The organism is Psychrobacter sp. A3 (genome assembly GCF_028823565.1).
Classification (GTDB): domain Bacteria; phylum Pseudomonadota; class Gammaproteobacteria; order Pseudomonadales; family Moraxellaceae; genus Psychrobacter; species Psychrobacter celer.
In genome coordinates, this window is sequence record NZ_JAPEHS010000002.1 from 1 (window position 1) to 16,916 (window position 16,916).

9 protein-coding genes and 1 pseudogene are annotated in these 16,916 nt (G+C 46.8%); 5 read left to right on the forward strand and 5 right to left on the reverse strand.

From position 1 onward, the window contains the following. Together NK638_RS00645 and NK638_RS00650 are read left to right on the forward strand one after the other, a co-directional pair. A pseudogene (locus NK638_RS00645) lies at nucleotides 1-507 on the forward strand (DNA polymerase III subunit gamma/tau); the annotation flags it as partial. A gap of 234 nt (nucleotides 508-741) precedes the next feature. Further along, nucleotides 742-1,641 carry a LysR family transcriptional regulator gene (locus NK638_RS00650; protein WP_201586692.1) on the forward strand — a complete coding sequence of 300 codons (900 nt, stop codon included), beginning with the start codon at nucleotides 742-744 and terminating at the stop codon, nucleotides 1,639-1,641. 113 nt (nucleotides 1,642-1,754) lie between these two features. Here the strand turns inward: NK638_RS00650 and NK638_RS00655 are convergent, their stop codons facing one another. Both NK638_RS00655 and NK638_RS00660 read right to left on the reverse strand, forming a co-directional pair. Further along, nucleotides 1,755-2,936, reverse strand: a complete 1,182-nt coding sequence (locus NK638_RS00655) for an aspartate aminotransferase family protein (RefSeq protein ID WP_274631514.1) — start codon at nucleotides 2,934-2,936, stop codon at nucleotides 1,755-1,757. 42 nt (nucleotides 2,937-2,978) lie between these two features. Continuing rightward, the gene (locus tag NK638_RS00660; protein ID WP_274631515.1) at nucleotides 2,979-3,194 is read right to left on the reverse strand and encodes a DNA gyrase inhibitor YacG; all 216 of its coding nucleotides are present in this window, start codon (nucleotides 3,192-3,194) and stop codon (nucleotides 2,979-2,981) included. A gap of 356 nt (nucleotides 3,195-3,550) precedes the next feature. Here NK638_RS00660 and NK638_RS00665 point away from each other — a divergent pair, with 356 nt between their 5' ends. Further along, nucleotides 3,551-4,228 carry a DUF938 domain-containing protein gene (locus NK638_RS00665; protein ID WP_274631516.1) on the forward strand — a complete coding sequence of 226 codons (678 nt, stop codon included), beginning with the start codon at nucleotides 3,551-3,553 and terminating at the stop codon, nucleotides 4,226-4,228. 166 nt (nucleotides 4,229-4,394) lie between these two features. On the opposite strand, the gene NK638_RS00670 is transcribed toward NK638_RS00665, so the two are convergent. Together NK638_RS00670 and purD are read right to left on the reverse strand one after the other, a co-directional pair. Then, complete coding sequence (locus NK638_RS00670) at nucleotides 4,395-5,846, reverse strand: ABC1 kinase family protein (protein WP_274631517.1); 1,452 nt, start codon at nucleotides 5,844-5,846, stop codon at nucleotides 4,395-4,397. Between the two features lie 286 nt (nucleotides 5,847-6,132). Then, complete coding sequence (purD, locus tag NK638_RS00675; RefSeq protein ID WP_274631578.1) at nucleotides 6,133-7,470, reverse strand: phosphoribosylamine--glycine ligase; 1,338 nt, start codon at nucleotides 7,468-7,470, stop codon at nucleotides 6,133-6,135. A 440-nt stretch (nucleotides 7,471-7,910) separates the two neighbouring features. On the opposite strand from purD, the gene NK638_RS00680 reads away from it, so the two are divergent. Both NK638_RS00680 and NK638_RS00685 read left to right on the forward strand, forming a co-directional pair. Then, nucleotides 7,911-8,546 carry an NAD-glutamate dehydrogenase domain-containing protein gene (locus NK638_RS00680; RefSeq protein WP_274631518.1) on the forward strand — a complete coding sequence of 212 codons (636 nt, stop codon included), beginning with the start codon at nucleotides 7,911-7,913 and terminating at the stop codon, nucleotides 8,544-8,546. Next, nucleotides 8,516-12,751, forward strand: a complete 4,236-nt coding sequence (locus NK638_RS00685; RefSeq protein ID WP_274631519.1) for an NAD-glutamate dehydrogenase — start codon at nucleotides 8,516-8,518, stop codon at nucleotides 12,749-12,751. The genes NK638_RS00680 and NK638_RS00685 overlap by 31 nt, the downstream gene beginning before the upstream one ends. 183 nt (nucleotides 12,752-12,934) lie before the next feature. On the opposite strand, the gene NK638_RS00690 is transcribed toward NK638_RS00685, so the two are convergent. Further along, nucleotides 12,935-16,864 (reverse strand): AAA family ATPase, encoded by a 3,930-nt coding sequence (locus NK638_RS00690; protein WP_274631520.1) that lies wholly within the window; start codon nucleotides 16,862-16,864, stop codon nucleotides 12,935-12,937. Nucleotides 16,865-16,916: the final 52 nt, after the last annotated feature.

A 16,916-nucleotide genomic window follows, 5' to 3' on the forward strand; every position in this document is an offset into this window, starting at 1 on the left:
CCGATTGCAGAGCCTGAACCGATTGCAGAGCCTGACGGAAATGATTCTCAATTGACTATGACAGTGGATGATCCTCGCACGTTATTGCGTTGCCCGCCACAGGAGCTGACTGGCGAGTGGACGCCAGACAAATGGGATTATTGGCTACAGACCGCTCGCGAGGCTGAGAACTTGGCGCAAGACGAGCTAGCATTGGCGCGTCAGGGCATGATGACTGGGCTGTGTAATGGCAAATCGACCTTTGTGACCAGTGTGGACAGCCGCTATTTACAAGCCACCTTTCAACACTTAGCGGCAAAACTGCAGCAGCAGTTTGAGCAAGCCGAGATCGACCTAAAAATCGACAGCAGTATCATGCAGTCTGAAGACAAAACCCCAGAGCGCCGTCAACAAAAGCGTATGGTGCAAGCAAAGTCACTGGCAGAAACCAAATTGCGTAACACCCCTGTGATGCAGTACCTACTCGAGCGCGGCGAAGGTAAAATGGGTAAGGTTCAGCTATACTAAACAGTCAAATTTTTTTATATTAAAATCGATTAACAGTCTATATGGCTACTAAACACAATTGCTATCCAAAAATATCAAGGCGATGATTGCTATCACCTTGATATTTTTGTTTTTATCAAGAGTGATGCGTCATTTTAGATAAAAAAGGATGGTATTTAATCACTGTAAGACAAAGTAAAATTCGTTATAATAGTTAAGTTATATTAAAAAACCAAATGCAGGTTAGGTGAGAATATGTTGGATAATTTACGCGGTATGGCTGTGTTCGCCAGTGTGGTTGAACATGGCTCCTTTAGTGGCTCAGCCCGTGAGCTTGGTATTACAACCAGTGCAGTCAGTCAGCAAATCCGCTCATTAGAAAACGAGCTGGGTGTGGTGTTATTGCACCGATCTACTCGAAAGCTTAGCTTAACAGAGGCAGGCGAGAGTTTTTATGAAGCGGCAAAAGATGTGGTCAGCGCGGCCGAGCAAGGGCGCATCAAAGTCAATCAATTGCGAGATGAGCTTGCTGGTAGCTTGCGAGTGGCGACTACCCCTGAGCTGGGCGTCAATCATATTTTGCCTGCGCTCTCGACGTGGATGGCCGCCCACGATGACTTGAGCATCACCTATTTGGCAGACAACCATTATATCGACATGATCGACGAGCGCATTGATATTGCGGTTCGTATGAGTCCAACCATCAATGACTCGAGCCTGAGTAGCCATCCATTGACTGATGTACGCCAGTTGCTGGTTGCCTCACCGCAGTATTTGCGTCAGCATGCCAAAATACAAAGCCCAAAAGACCTCAATGATCACCAGCTGATCTGTATCGAAATCATGAAAGACGCCAATCAAATTGATCTGGTTCAGACAGAAACGGGCAAAAAATCCCGCATAAAAATGAACTCTCGTATCTATACCAATAACGTCTTTATGGCGACGACATTGGCCAAAGAAGGCCACGGTCTGGTGCGAATGCTGGAGATGGATGTTAAAAAAGAGCTAGAGAGCGGCGAGTTGGTAGAGGTATTGACCGGTTATCAGCTGCCAAGCTTTGTGCTATATGCCGTTACTTTAAATCGCGAACAGCAGCCTGCAAAAATAACCCGTTGCCTTGAAGTATTAAAGAAGTATTTTCATGCCAACTAAATAAAGCGCGATGCATCATCAGTGCGATGATGGCTTTAGCATAAAAAAGAGCCTATAGGTTTCGATTATCTATAGGCTCTTTTTTACATGTCACAGTCAATTACTTTATCGCTTTACCATGAGGTCTTTAATAGCTCAATCAAATGATCAGCGACCTGTGCACTCTCATCACGTCTCATATTTAGTGGCGGCAATAAGCGTATCACGTGGCCACCGGTGACGTTGATGATAAGCTTTTGCTCATCGCGTGCACGATCCACCAGCTGAGTACAGTCCATGTCCTCAGGTAGTACGATACCGATCATCATACCTGCGCCTCGCGCACTGACGCCATACTGTCCTAGTGCATTGACTAGCGTCTCACGGATGAATTGCCCTTCGGTGACGGCATTATTCATGATGTCAGTATTGGCGAGTACATCATAAACACTATGCACCACACGACTTGCCAGCGGCGTACCGCCATAAGTTGAGCCATGGCTGCCCGCGCCAAACAGCCCATTGGCACGGCCACGTACCATACAAGCACCTACAGGAAAGCCATTTCCCAAGCCTTTTGCCGTTGTCAAAACATCAGGGCGGGCATTGCTGTGCTGATAAGCGAAGTATTTGCCAGTACGGCCATTACCGGTTTGTACTTCATCGAGCATAAACAGCCAGTTGTGAGCGTCACATTCAGCCTGTAGTGCTTCTAAATAACCAAAGCCATTTGCGGCGGTATTTAGACCACCTTCTCCTTGAATAGGCTCTACCAAGATAGCGCAAATCTCATCGTGTTTTTGCGCGGCTTGTTTGATGGCTTCAATATCGCCGAAGGGCACACGGATAAAATCCTCATCTAAAGTGTAAAATCCTTCGCGAGCTTTTGGGTTAGCGGTGGCTGACAACGATAGCAATGTGCGGCCATGAAACGACTGTTCCATGACGATGACTTTTGGACGGGTAAAGCCTTGCTGGTTGGCGTATAAGCGTGCAAGCTTTAAAGCGGCTTCGTTTGCTTCAGCACCGCTATTGGCAAAAAACACACTGTCCATCTGCGCGGCGGTGCATAGCGCTTCTCCAGCGCGCTCTTGCCAATCGATACCAAATAAGTTGCTGGTATGAACCAAAGTCGCGGCTTGCTGCTGAATGGCGTCTGTCACTTGTGGATGGCAGTGCCCTAGGCCACAAACGGCAATGCCCGTTAGCGCATCTAAATACGGGGTATCGTCTTTGGTATACAGCCAACTGCCTGAACCACGAGTAAAGCTGATTGGTTGACGGTTATAAGTGGGCATCAGGTAAGTTGCAGACATAGTAAACATCCTTAAGATGATAAGTGAGTAAAAAAGTAAGTGTTAGAGTTCGTCAGAAAAAGGCGTGGTTTCTGCAGGTAAGGTGTATTCTTCGTTTGCCCAAGCGCCTAGGTCGATCAGTTTGCATCGACTGCTACAAAATGGCTTGTACTTATTGTCTTGCCAAGCGGTCTGCGTGCCGCAGCGAGGGCAAGGATAAGTCTTGGGAGGCTCACTTGGATTACTTGAATTGGCTGGGTTGGAGGTTGAGTGGGTCATAGTCGGTATGCATACATCCTTAAATTTATGATTATCAGCTTGGCAAGCGTATGGGTCAGTCATCAGCTGATTGAGGCCAATCTAATGCTACCAACATGCGCCCTCAGTCTGCCGAGTAAACAACAAATAGTAAAAAACGTCTAAATATTTGCCAGACCAGATAGCATGAAGGTATCAGTGCTATTTGTTTGATGGTTATCTATCTCAGTTTTATCGATTTTTTGATAAGAAGACATTCCCAAAACAGGGAGGTGGGAAGCATGACTTGCCAGCGTTATATTACTATTGTCGCGGATTGACTATATAATAGCATGTGGCCGAATAATGGCAAAAGACAAATGCTTTAAGGATAGTAGATGACCGAACATATCGAGCTTACGCATCGACAGCAGCGTGCCTTTCAACCAAACAAGCTCTCAGCACCGCGCAGTTTTTGTATTCCTCCAATCATACAACAAACGACAACCCCTGCGCCCTTACTCTTAGAGATTGGAGCGGGGAAGGGCAAGCATGCGCTCAGCTTTGCCGCCGAGCACCCAGACCAGCACTTGATTGCCATTGAGCGTACGCGCAACAAATTCTATGCTTTTGCAAAACTGGCCGAGCGCCAAGCGCTGCCGAACCTAGATGCGATACATGCTGATGCGATCGCCTGGATTGTCCATGCGATAGAGCCGAATAGTATCGCCAAGATCTTTATTCTATACCCCAATCCTGAGCAGCATAACCCCAATCAGCAGTGGTTAAACATGCCGTTTTTTGAGTTTTTATTATCACGTTTGCAGGTAGGTGGAGAGATCATATTGGCCACAAATATTGAGAGCTATATGGATAATGCTGAGCAGCAGGCGACGAAAGTATGGTGCTTACCCAATGAGCGCTACAAGGTACTACAAGATAGCCAGCGTACCCACTTCGAAGTGAAGTATCTGGCGCGCGGTGAGATATGCTGGGAACTCTGTATGCGTAAGCCTGCCGGCTACAATACCAGATTTGATCGATGGCAAGCGAATCTAAGTACTCATAAAAGTTAAGAATAAATAGCCTAAGTAAAAATAGAGGGAAAAGCTTGCATAAACCTACAAGGCTAAATAAACCATATAAAATAGCCTAAGCAAATAAAATTAAAAAAATAAAACCGCCTCTAAAAGAAGGCGGTCAAAAAAATAACGCATAAACTTAAGCAAAAAATCACTAAAATTATAAATAAGGCTTTACCAATTTATCAGAATCAGTATAAGCATCTAATACTGTCAAAAATGTATAGGCACCAATAAACTTACGACTGATAAACATAAACTCTTTTGGCGGTAAATTAAATTCAAAAGACTGCATAGCACGGCTAGCCTTTGATGAGAGGCGAGAATGCAGCTTACTATTTGCCCAGATATAGCGGTTGTCAGCATCTAGACATTCCGCTGGAATATCAGGGTTGGTCGCAGGATTGCTAAAGGGTTCGGTGGCCAATAAGAATAGGGCAGCAATATCAGATCTGACCTTTTGACTCATACTATCAAAGAAGTCATAACCTGTCATGGCTCGCATCATGGCCTGATGATCATGGTGATAGCCAGCTTTTAGTAAACCATGGGCGATGGTCAAAAGATGGTTGTCAAACTGACGTATCGCGCCAAAATCTAATAACACCAATTTGTCGATATCGTCTTCGTTTTCACTAACGCGTACCAGATAGTTGCCAAAGTTAGGATCTGTCTGCATCTCGCCCCAAACAAAAATCTCTTTCATCATGATTTCGATAGCGGCTTGACCAATGGCGTTACGGCGCTGATGCGACAACTGTTGCAGCGATGTAGAAACCACTGTGATACCTGGCTCGTAGGACATGCACAGTAGACGTTTTTTAGAATACGTGCGATTGATTTTGGGTACGATATAACGTGGATCATCTTTTAGACGCTCATAAAAACGCTCTGTCGTGGCCGCTTCTGCTTCGTAATCTACCTCATGATGGAGTAGGTCGCGTATCTCCTCAAACCAAGCATCAAGCGCTCGCGTTTGCGGCACGATGTTACTAACCTTCAATAACTGTTTAAACAAAGCCAAGTCTGAGTTGATGGCATCCGCGACGCCTGGATACTGGACTTTTAGCACGACTTGCTCACCTGTGGCAATAACGGTGGCACGATGTACTTGAGCCAAAGACGCTGTACCGATAGGGGTCGGATCAATCGTCAGCTCGCTTATTTTATCGCCCAACAATGTATGAAGCGTTTGCTCAATCGTTGGCCATGATAGCGTGGCGGTATCATCATTGAGCGTTTGCAGCGCACGGGTAATCTCGGGAGGCAGTATGTGCTCACTATCATCATTGAGCGTTTGCAGCGCACGGGTAATCTCGGGAGGCAGTATGTGCTCACCATATATTGCGAGCATCTGACCGATTTTGACCACGGAGCCTTTTAGTTTGCCAAGCTCGGTAGCAAGATAGTTTGCTTGTGTCTCCATAAAGGCTTGGTTGCGTGCGGTGCGTGCTTCTTTATTTAAAAACATACCAGACACGCTGTTGCCCGCCCAACGACGCCCAATATTTAAGGAGGTTTTGGCAATCGACATCCGTCGCTCAAACCCTGAGGTTTTTAGGTTATCGATAGAATGCTTGGTACTAGAGGGTTTAGACGTATCGTGTGCCATAAATATAATCATTCATCCGGTTGCTATTGATTTGCGGGCATAAAACCTACAATACAAGGGACATGCGATGGTCGGTACAAAATTGTATCATAGAAACTGCCTTGGGTTGATAAAGCGATGCACTCTGATAGCAGTTACTTTGTAAGCTCAGTGCATGAAGCTAGTCATCACAGATGCAGCATAAAGAAAATCAGATCTAGCATGACACTAGATCTGATCAGAGTTACGATAATAAGCTAAAACAGTAAATGGGGTAGGCTAAAGTTGGCCTGTATTTATCGCCATTTTATGAGCGGCTGTTTTCTCGAGCGATAGCATGATGACCAATATCACGGCGATACTGCGCCCCATCAAAACTAATCGCACCAGTCACTGCCAACGCCGCTTGTTGCGCGTCCGAAATGCTATCTGCCAAGGCAGTCACGCATAGGACGCGACCACCGTTGGTCACGACTTCTTTTTGATGATTGGCGTTTTGATCTTGCGCCTCTGCGTCAGAAAACGCGGTGCCAGCATGGAATACTTTGACTGAGTTGGCATTGTCGGTATCAAGCTTTGGCAAGCCTGCAATGACATCGCCTTTCGATGAGCTTTCAGGATAGCCTTTAGAGGCAATGACGATACCAAGGGCAGGGCGCGCGTCCCATTTGGCAGCACTCGGCAGCTGACCTGCCAGCCCTTGCGCGACCAAGTCGACCATTGATGACTGCAGGCGCATCAAGATTGGCTGAGTTTCTGGATCACCAAAACGGCAGTTGAACTCGATAACATAAGGGTCGCCTGATTTATCAATCATCAGACCTGCATATAAAAATCCGGTATAAGGATGACCTGCAGCTTTCATAGCATCAACCACAGGCTGAATCACTTTTGCCATCACTTTTTCATGCACCGCTTGGGTGACGACGGGGGCAGGAGAATATGCGCCCATGCCGCCAGTGTTGGGGCCTGTGTCACCTTCATAGGCGCGTTTGTGATCTTGGCTAGTCGCCATAGGCAAGATGTTGTCACCATCAATCATACAAATAAAGCTGGCTTCTTCGCCCTGCAAAAACTGCTCAATGACCACGCGGCTGCCAGCATCGCCAAACTTGTTGCCCGCCAGCATATCATCGATGGCTTCGTAGGCTTGTTCGATCGTCTCTGCTACGATAACGCCTTTGCCTGCGGCCAGACCGTCTGCTTTAATAACAATCGGTGCGCCTTGCTCATCGATATAAGCTTTGGCAGCAGCGGCATCGGTAAAGCCTTGATAGACGGCAGTCGGGATGTTGTTTTGCGCCATAAATTCTTTGGCAAAGGTTTTTGAGCCTTCTAGCTGCGCGCAATATGCCGTCGGCCCCCACGCTTTGATACCAGCATCGCGGCAAGCATCGACGATGCCTGAGACCAGCCGTGCCTCAGGCCCAACGATGACCATGTCGATGGCGTTGGCTTGACAAAACTCAATCACACCGCTGTGCTCGCCATCGGTGTCATTTAATATGACATTTTGGCATTTGGGCTCTAGAGCAGTACCTGCATTACCTGGTGCGACATAGACATTTTTGACAGTGTCATCTTTTGCACATTGCCATGCCAGCGCATGCTCGCGGCCACCTGAACCAATCACCAAAATATTCATCATACATTTTGCCCTTAGTATTATTGCCTTTAGTATTCGCCGTATTCAGCAAGAAATGTGAACCATTGACGCACTGTTAAATATACTGCCGTATTCTAACAAAAAAAGCGCAGCGATTGCCATGAGTATCCGCCCGCCAGCCTATATTGCACCATCTGAGTCTAAAACCCCTGACGGTTTCATTAGTAAAGGTTATCGACATCGCGCTGATTCATGAAATGATGTTGTACGCTTTAGCTGACGCCTGAGGTGCGTTAAACTGCCATAGATTAACGGTGTTAAGTCTGACCGGCTATATGTTTTTTAACAGATGCATCAAAAAGAGAAAATCCACACAAACCAGACATGAAAAACGATAGCGTTATGGACAGCAAAATAGCACAGATTAATAAACTCAAATAAATATCAGTATGTTACATATATAAAAAAGGACAAAGGACATGCCAAACTCTCTGAATATCGCCGAAGAGCGAATCAGCCAGATAAGCGATATCGCCACCAGTTATGTACAAAAGGATAAATCGTCATTCGATCGCTTTATTCATAGCTATTATCAGCCGCTCTATCAAGAGACGGCGAAGGCTATCAGCAATGCTGACTTAGCTGGTATGGCACTTCATCACTTTACTTTGCTCAAGGCTTATGATGGCAGCAAGCCGCAATTGTCGGTGCTCAACCCAAAGGCCGAAGAGCAGCATTTTCATAGCTCACATACCGTCATTCAAATCGTCGCCTATGATCGCCCGTTTTTGGTCGATACGATTTTGATGAGTCTAGAGTCCGAAGGTATCGATGTTCATCGCACGTACAACATCATTATCAATGTTGAGCGCGACGCTGAGGGTAATCTCACTCACATTCATAACGCGCATGAAAGCGCCACCTCGCACCTATCGATGATTCATTGCGAAATCGCCTATCAGGACAGTGAAGACTTGGCCGCCCTCCAGAAAATGCTACTAAATAAAATCGACACACTCGATACAGTCGTTGGCGACTGGAAACAAATGCGTGCGCAGTTGATGGAAGTCAAAAATGAGCTGGCTTGCAAGCCCTTGCCGGAGGTGTTTTTTTAGAATGGATATTGGACGATCATTTTATCTTTTTGGGCTACCGCGAGTATCGTCTGGAGGGCGGGCAAGCCATCGAGGTAGATAGTGTCGATAATAAGGAAAACGTTAATTCTCATGATAAGCCTGCGGACTTAGATTTGTTTGCGATCGGCAATAGTGGCCTTGGGCTACTGCGCGGCGCGGAGGAAGACAAGCTATCAGAAAGCTTTAGCCAACTGCCCAACGTCCTAAAGCAGCTACTGACCGAGCCGCGCGTCTTGATGCTGTCCAAATCAAGCCGAGTCTCGCCTGTACATCGCCCTGTTTATATGGACTTTTTGGGTATTCATAAGTTCGACGACAGCGGCAAGCTGGTCGGTGAATATCGCTTTATTGGGCTACTGACCTCACAAGCCTATCAGCTCACTGTGCAGCAAATACCGCTACTGCGCGAAAAAGCCAATAAAATCATGGCAATGGCGGATCTACCGCGCGATGGTCACGCCCATCACAAAATGATGCATGTCATCAACACCTTGCCTCGCGATGATCTGTTTCAAGCCAGCGTAGAAGAGCTCTATCCTATCGTCTCTGGCATCAGTCAGCTACAAGACAAAAAAAGCCTGCGCTTATTTAGCCGCGTCGATCATTATCAGCGCTTTGTCTCCTGTTTGGTCTATATCCCGCGCGATAAGTTCAACACTGAGCTGCGTATCAAGGTGCAAAACGTCCTAAAAGAAGCTTATGGCGGCACATCATCTGGTTTTACCACGGAATTCAACGAATCGGCCCATGCCCGCGTACACGTCCATGTGCGCACCGTGCCAGGTCAAGTAAAAGAGGTCAATACCGCCGCGCTTGAAGAAAAGCTCTCAGCGCTGATGCAATCTTGGAGCGACAATTACCAAAAAATGCTGCTAGATAATGTCGGCGAGCAGCAGGCCAATGCCTTAAACCGCCGTTTTATGAGCCATATCCCAGCTGCGTATCAAGAGCGTTTTGATGCGCGCACTGGTGTGGAGGACATCAAACGCTTGGCGGGCTTGAGTGATGAGCAGCCGATGATTTGGCACCTATACCAATCAACAGGCGACGCTAGTAATCAGCTACACTTAAAGCTCTACGGCCGCGAGCAGCCAGTTATCTTATCAAAAGTACTGCCTATCCTTGAGAACTTTGGGGTGTCGGTGATATCGGCGCAGACATATGAGTTTGACTTGCCAGAGCAGCCCATCTGGATGCAAGAGTATGAGCTTATGCTCGAACACGTGGATGCGGTCAATATGCAAGTGGTGCGTGGTCAGTTTGAGGACAGCCTTAAGCAGATTTGGGCAGGGCTGGTCGAGAGTGACTCGTTTAACGAGCTGGTGCTCACGACCAAGCTAGATACCTTTGATGTGGTGGTGCTGCGCGCCTTATCACGCTATATGGTACAAGCTCGTGCGCCGTTCTCTAGTACCTATATCCAGCAAACGGTGGTCAAAAACAGTGATATCAGTGTGGCACTCGGTAGCCTGTTTGATGCGCGCATGAACCCCAAGCATGATGATGAGAGTCGTACCAAAAAAACCGCTGAAATCGAAGAGCAGATCTTATCAGCGTTGGCGGATGTCGATAGCCTCGATGAAGACCGTATTTTGCGTTGGTATTTGGATCTCATCAAAGCCATGGTACGTACCAACTTTTATCAAACCGATAGCGAGGGTCAGCGTAAAGATCGCTTGTCGTTTAAGTTTTTGGCAGCCGATATCCCCAATCTGCCCAAACCCAAGCCCATGTTTGAAATATTTGTCTATTCGCCGCGCGTAGAAGCGGTGCATCTGCGCGGCGGTAAAGTGGCACGCGGCGGTCTGCGCTGGTCAGATCGTATGGAAGATTTTCGTACTGAAGTACTCGGCTTGGTCAAAGCGCAGATGGTCAAAAACGCGGTGATCGTTCCTGTCGGCTCCAAAGGTGGTTTTATCGTCAAAACCAAAACCATGGCTGATGGCCGCGATGCCTTCCAAGCAGAAGGGATTGCCTGCTATCAGACATTCCTGCGCGGTATGCTTGATGTCACCGACAATATCGTCGATGGACAGATCGTCCCGCCAGCCAACACCGTGCGTCATGACGAAGATGATCCGTACTTGGTCGTCGCCGCTGACAAAGGCACAGCAAGTTTTTCTGATATTGCAAACAGCATAGCAAGCGAGTATAACTTTTGGCTCGATGATGCCTTTGCCTCTGGTGGCTCGGTTGGGTATGATCACAAAGCCATGGGTATCACCGCCCGCGGCGGCTGGGAGTCGGTCAAGCGTCACTTCCGTATGCGCGGCATGGATATCCAAAACCGCGATGACTTTACTGTGGTCGGTATCGGTGATATGAGCGGTGATGTATTCGGTAACGGCATGCTCAGATCCACTCATACCAAGCTGGTCGCCGCCTTTAACCATTTGCATATCTTTATCGACCCCAACCCAGACACTGCGACGTCGTTTGCAGAGCGTGAGCGCTTGTTTGAGATGCCGCGCTCGACGTGGGATGATTATGACAAATCGCTTATTAGCCAAGGTGGCGGCGTGTTTTCGCGTACCGATAAGAGCATCCCTATCAGTGCTGAGATGAAAGCGCTGTTTGATATCAGCGAAGATAGCTTGGCGCCCAATGAGCTGATCAGCGCATTACTAAAGTCACCTGTCGATCTAATCTGGAATGGCGGTATCGGTACCTATGTCAAAAGTGAAAACGAAACACACGCCGATGTCGGCGACCGCGCCAATGATGCTGTTCGGGTCAATGGTGGTGAGCTGCGCACGGCGGTGGTCGGTGAGGGCGGCAACTTAGGCTTTACCCAGCAAGGGCGTATCGAGTACGCACAGACGGGCGGCCGCATCTACACCGATGCGATTGACAACTCAGGCGGGGTCAACTGCTCAGACCATGAAGTCAATATCAAAATATTGCTTGGCAAAGTCGTTGAGCAAGGTGATATGACCTTAAAGCAGCGTAATGAGCTGCTAGAGTCCATGACGGATACCGTGGCCGAGCTGGTACTGCGCCAAAACTACCTACAGCCACAGGCGATTGAGCTCAGTCATATCCGTGCAGCCGCCAACTTAAGTGATCATCAGCGGTTTATTCAAATGCTAGAGGGCGAAGGCCGTTTGGACCGCGCTATTGAGTATTTACCATCGGATGAAGAGATTGTTAAACGCCAAAGAGCTGGGGTAGGCCTTACCAATCCTGAGCTGGCAGTCGTCTTAGCGTATGGAAAAATGTGGGTATATGACAACCTGCTATTGTCTGATTTGCCAGATGAGCCATATTTTATCAATGAGCTACGCAAATACTTCCCTGATGAGCTGGCGACGCGTTTCTTTGATGAGATGACCCAGCACCGCTTGCACCGTGAGATCATCAGCACCTACCTGACCAATAGTGTGGTCAACCGGTTGGGTATCGAGGCGCTGTTCCGCCTGTATGAAGAGACGGGGCAATCACTGGAAACCATCGTGCGCGGTTACGCCATCAGCCGTGATGTCTTTAATATCTCCAAAGCATGGAAAACGCTTGAAGTGTTAGACAATCAAGTGGACGCCACGTTGCTATTAAATCTAGAGCTGCGTCTGCGTGATGCACTAGAGCATGGCGTGGTCTGGTTTATCAATGCCTTTGGTCAGGACTTACAAGTCGCTGATATGATTGGCCGATTTAGCGACAGTGTGGAAAAACTGACCAAATCTGGCGGGTTTATTGAGCAGCAATTTTCCGAGTATTTGCAAGAAGATGCCACAAGCTTGATGCAAGAAGATTTGGCCGAAAATGATGCGACGATGTTTGCGATGTTGCCATATCACGTGGATGCGCTAGATGCAGCATTGCTCGCTGAGCAATATGATCGCCCTGTCGATGAAATCGCCACATTGTACTTTGAGGCGTATCATGTCTTGCAGCTCGATTGGATGATGGATAATATCGCCACCTTACCACAGCAAGACTATTGGGATCGCCGCGCGCGTCATGCGTTAGTCAATGAGCTGTCACGCAGCTTGCGTATGCTGATGGACGCGATACTCTCAAAACCAGATGCCAAGCAAGCTTTTAGTGAATGGCGCTCGCGTCATCTAGATCAATTGGCAGCGACTGAGGCTGAAATGGATAAGCTTGACGCCATCGATGGTGAGATTGGTTTATCGACATTGTCCGTGCTGATGAGCGAGTTGAGTAGTTTGGTGACAAAATAGGCAATTTGGTAAAGGATGGACACAGCAGTCGCTGCTATCCTTTAGCATTCTTTTAAAAGCCACCGCTGATAATCAGCGGTGGCTTTTTATTGGTTGAACTTAGTTGAGTTCACTCAAGATCAATGATCAGCGTTACTACTCTCAAACCCAATCTTACCTGCCTGCTTATACCTATAGAGTAGCCTATGAGTCTTTTTCGGCGGTTGTTTTTACAACTCGGCGACAGCCTTGACCAGTGATTTGGCTAAAGCCGCCTGAGAGTTTTTCGACCTTGATTTGCGTCAAGATACGATCTTTTAACGCCTGTACGTGGGAGATGATTCCGATCAATTTACCTTCTTGCTGCAAATTGGTTAAAGTGTCGAGTGCGATATCAAGTGAGTCTTCATCAAGCGTACCAAAACCTTCATCCAAAAATAACGAATCGACACGGATATTATGACTGGCCATTTGCGACAGCCCAAGTGCCAGTGCTAGGCTGATGATAAAGCCTTCACCGCCGGAGAGGTTTTTGGTGCTACGAACCTCACCGCCTTGATAGTTGTCAATGACATTCAGCTCAAGTGGGTTGCTGTCGTCGTGAATCAGCAAATAACGGTCACTCATTTTTTGCAATTGCGTATTGGCATGGCCAATCATGACTTCAAACGTTAGGCCTTGGGCAAAGGTACGATACTTTTTGCCATCAGCCGAGCCAATTAACATATGCAGCTGCTGCCATACTTGTAGCTTTTGTCTTTGCTCATCAATGGCGATCAGCTGCGCCGCTTGTGTATTTTTTTGCTGCTCGTTGTCTTTAAGCTTTTGATCAATGGCACCAATTTTTTGATTTAACTCGTCGATGTCTGTTTGTATCTGCTGATATTGCTCAGCAAGGAGCTCTCGGCTTGCATTCGTCATAGGCGCAGCAAGACTTTGCGTCAGTGCTTGCTGCGTACTGTCCAGCTGCAGCTGAGCTTGATGCAGCGCAGTATCAATCGCTACTTTACGTCTATGTAGGGCGTCACGCTCCTCTTTGGGCAAGCGGGCTTTGACAAAAGCGGCTTCATCGACAAAATCGGACGCTGTGAGTAAGTCTGTAAAGATACTTTGCTGAGTGCTCAGCGTGGTCGTCGCCGACTGTAGCTCTGTTGCTAGCTGCTGCTCTCTACTCTTTAATTGTTCTAATGCCTGTTGTACGGTATCTAGCTGCCTTTGCGCTACTCTTTGCTTATCTTTAGCAGCATCGACAGCATTGCGTAATTTATTTTCTTCATCATCTGTATCTTTATCTGCAAAAACCTCTGTTCTATCTTGTTTTGATTGTTCGATAGTCTTGACCTTATGAGCAATTAAGCGCTCTAGCTCGTTGAGCGTTGTTTCATCACTGTGCAGCTGTGCTTGCTTGGTTTCAATCTGCGCAGTCAAGCTGCTTAAGGTGTTGGTCAGCTGCTGTTGGCTGTTTTTTTGCTCATTGAATTGTTGTTTTAACTGACTTAAAGCGCTGCGCTGTTGCCGCAGTTTTTCAATATGATGGTCACATTCTGCGCTGTCTATTACGGTTTGCTTATCAAAACTATGACCCAACTGCGTAAGTGCGTCAGATAAGTCTGCCGTATTGAGCGCTGTGGTTAAGTATGCTTTATGTTGGTTCATGGGATACTTATTTACCAGGGCTGAAATGGTGCTCAGCAGAGGCGTTAATTCTGAGAAATTAGCAGTGATCTTATCTTTTATCCCAACAATTTTTTGTGAGTTAAGCTTAATGTCAGTTGTCAGGTTGTTAATATCATGACTGACCACTTGTTGCTTTTTTTCATCAGCTTCAATAGTCGTACTGAGCTGTGCAGCAGTTTCAGTTAAATTGTCATATTCGATTACTATGGTTTTAAGAGACTGTTTATGTTCAGTTAGATCGTGTTTGGCGGTATCTAATAAGGATAAGCTAGGCTCTAGGTTCGCAGTAGCCGCATCAATGTTATCGTTTATCTGTGTAAGTGGGTCGATAATTGCTGCGATTGCTTCAGAGTGATTGTTTTTAGCCTCAAATAGCGAGGAAAGGTAAGCCTGAACATCACTATGTAAGGTTTCGGCTTGCTGCTGTAGTGGCGCCAGTTGTTGTTGCTGGTTATTTAGCGTCTGTTTTTTGGTGGCATATTCGATATTGTGTTTTGATAAAGCTTGTTCAAGGTTATCAATAACGGTCTCTAGTTCCGCTATTTGCTGCTGTGTTTGTTGCGTCTTAGAGGGTTGGTGTTGGCTGGTATCCTGGTGACTGTGGTCTAATAATGGATGATGCTTACCATAAGGATGCTCAGTGGCGCCGCAAAGCGGGCAGGGCGATCCATTTTCAAGATCTGCTATGTAGTCTTCAAGCTTAGCGACCTTTTGTAGTAGACTCAGATGCTCTTGCTTTTCTTGCCGGTTGAGTTTGGCTTCTTGAATGTCTGATCGATGATCAGCAATGAGTCCTTCTAAGGCCGTTAACTCTTCATTGAGCGTCGGTAGTAAACGTTTGGTATTTTCGATTTGGTGAGCAAGATCGGACAGCTGCTGTAACTTATAGCTGGCTTGTGCAATCTGAGTGTTGATTTGGTCGACTTGCTCTTGCTCATGACGCATACTCGCAAGCGATTGTTTTTCGATAAGTGCCGCTTGCTGCTGTTGTACGCTGGCAAGTTGCTCGCGTTGCTTGGTTATTAATAAACGATCTGAATCTTGTTGCTTAGACAGCTTATCGAAATCAGCTTGTAGCTGGCCGGCTCGATGGTCATACGCAAGTTTATCCGTAGTCAAGCCGACATTATCTTTTAGCAGCGTCTTTAATCGGCCACAGCTGCTATCAAAGGTCGCCATGTCTGTATCGAGGTCGTTTAGCTCTTTATAGTCATCAAAATACTTTTCTAGACTGCCAAGCTGAGTCTTCGTCTCTTGCTCTGTTTGGCTGTGTCTGGCTATTTCTTGATGTAATCGTTTCGTATTATTGACTAAGTCGTCTTTACGTTGCTTGTCGTTTGCCAAAGAGTGAAGTTGCTGTTTTATCTCAGCATCCAATTCGCGTGTTTTTGAAATAACAGGCAGAGTAGTTTGCAGATTATCTGTTGCTTGTTTTTCAATGGTAGTGATATCGTTTAAATGGGTCGTAACTTGTGCAAGCACTGCTTGCTGAGATGGAATATTACTGAGTAATTGATGTTGTTCACTGCTAAGCCGATTGACCGTCTCTCGGCTATAGCCAAGCTTATGAAACTGGCTGTCAATTTCTAAAGCTTTACTGGCCAGCTCCAAGCGCTTGGCCTCTGGAGTAAATTCTATCTGTGCATGCTGCGCTGCGGAAAAACCTTTTTGATAACTCGCAAGGCTCTGCTGTAGCTGCTCAACCTGCTCCAGCCACTGCAGTTGCTCACTTACGGTTTTAAAGCGTTGGCGCTGCTTACTTTGTTGCTGGTTAAGCGTCTCAAGCTCTGCTGCCAGTCGTTTTTCATCCTCAGGACTCAGTAAAGATAAACTGTTCACGCCTGCCTGTAGTTTGCCAAGCGCTTCTTTTTCAGTACGGTGTCTTTCATGGACATTGAGCGATATTTTGGCATAGATGGCAGTGCCGGTGATTTTTTCCAGTATAGCTGCTCTATCACCAATATCCGACTTCAAAAATGCGGCAAAACTGCCTTGAGCCAGCATGATGGAGCGGGTGAACTGATTAAAATCCATACCGATAAGGTCTTGGATATAGGCGGATGTCTTGGACTTTTTTTCTTCTAAAATCTTGCCAGTTTTAACCTCACTGATCTCATGTCTAATCGGTAATAAGTTACCCTTGGCTTTTTTATGCGCGCGGTGCTGGTACCAGTAGCATTGATAACGTGTAGAGTCGATCTCGATGATGACTTCTGCTGAGCATTCACCCGTACCTTGGGTCATGATCTCGTTAGTTGAGCCGGTAATATCGCCCAATCGTGGTGTTTGGCTATAGAGTGCTAAACAAATCGCATCTAAGATGGTGGTCTTGCCAGCGCCTGTTTGCCCAGTAATAGCAAAGATGCCTTCATTCAAAAAAGCAGGATCACTAAAGTCAATATGCCATTCGCCTTTTAGGGAGTTGAGGTTTTTTAGTCGCAGTTCAATCAGTCGCATGAGCAGGTCTTATTTTTAGATAGGTCTATAGAGTGATTATCAAAGTAGTTGA

Excerpts from the sequence above, each read along its gene's own strand:
- NK638_RS00650 (WP_201586692.1), top strand. The coding sequence starts at position 742 with ATGTTGGATAATTTACGCGGTATGGCTGTGTTCGCCAGTGTGGTTGAA.
- NK638_RS00655 (WP_274631514.1), bottom strand. The coding sequence starts at position 2,936 with ATGTCTGCAACTTACCTGATGCCCACTTATAACCGTCAACCAATCAGC.
- NK638_RS00660 (WP_274631515.1), bottom strand. The coding sequence starts at position 3,194 with ATGACCCACTCAACCTCCAACCCAGCCAATTCAAGTAATCCAAGTGAG.
- NK638_RS00665 (WP_274631516.1), top strand. The coding sequence starts at position 3,551 with ATGACCGAACATATCGAGCTTACGCATCGACAGCAGCGTGCCTTTCAA.
- NK638_RS00670 (WP_274631517.1), bottom strand. The coding sequence starts at position 5,846 with ATGGCACACGATACGTCTAAACCCTCTAGTACCAAGCATTCTATCGAT.
- purD (WP_274631578.1), bottom strand. The coding sequence starts at position 7,470 with ATGAATATTTTGGTGATTGGTTCAGGTGGCCGCGAGCATGCGCTGGCA.
- NK638_RS00680 (WP_274631518.1), top strand. The coding sequence starts at position 7,911 with ATGCCAAACTCTCTGAATATCGCCGAAGAGCGAATCAGCCAGATAAGC.
- NK638_RS00690 (WP_274631520.1), bottom strand. The coding sequence starts at position 16,864 with ATGCGACTGATTGAACTGCGACTAAAAAACCTCAACTCCCTAAAAGGC.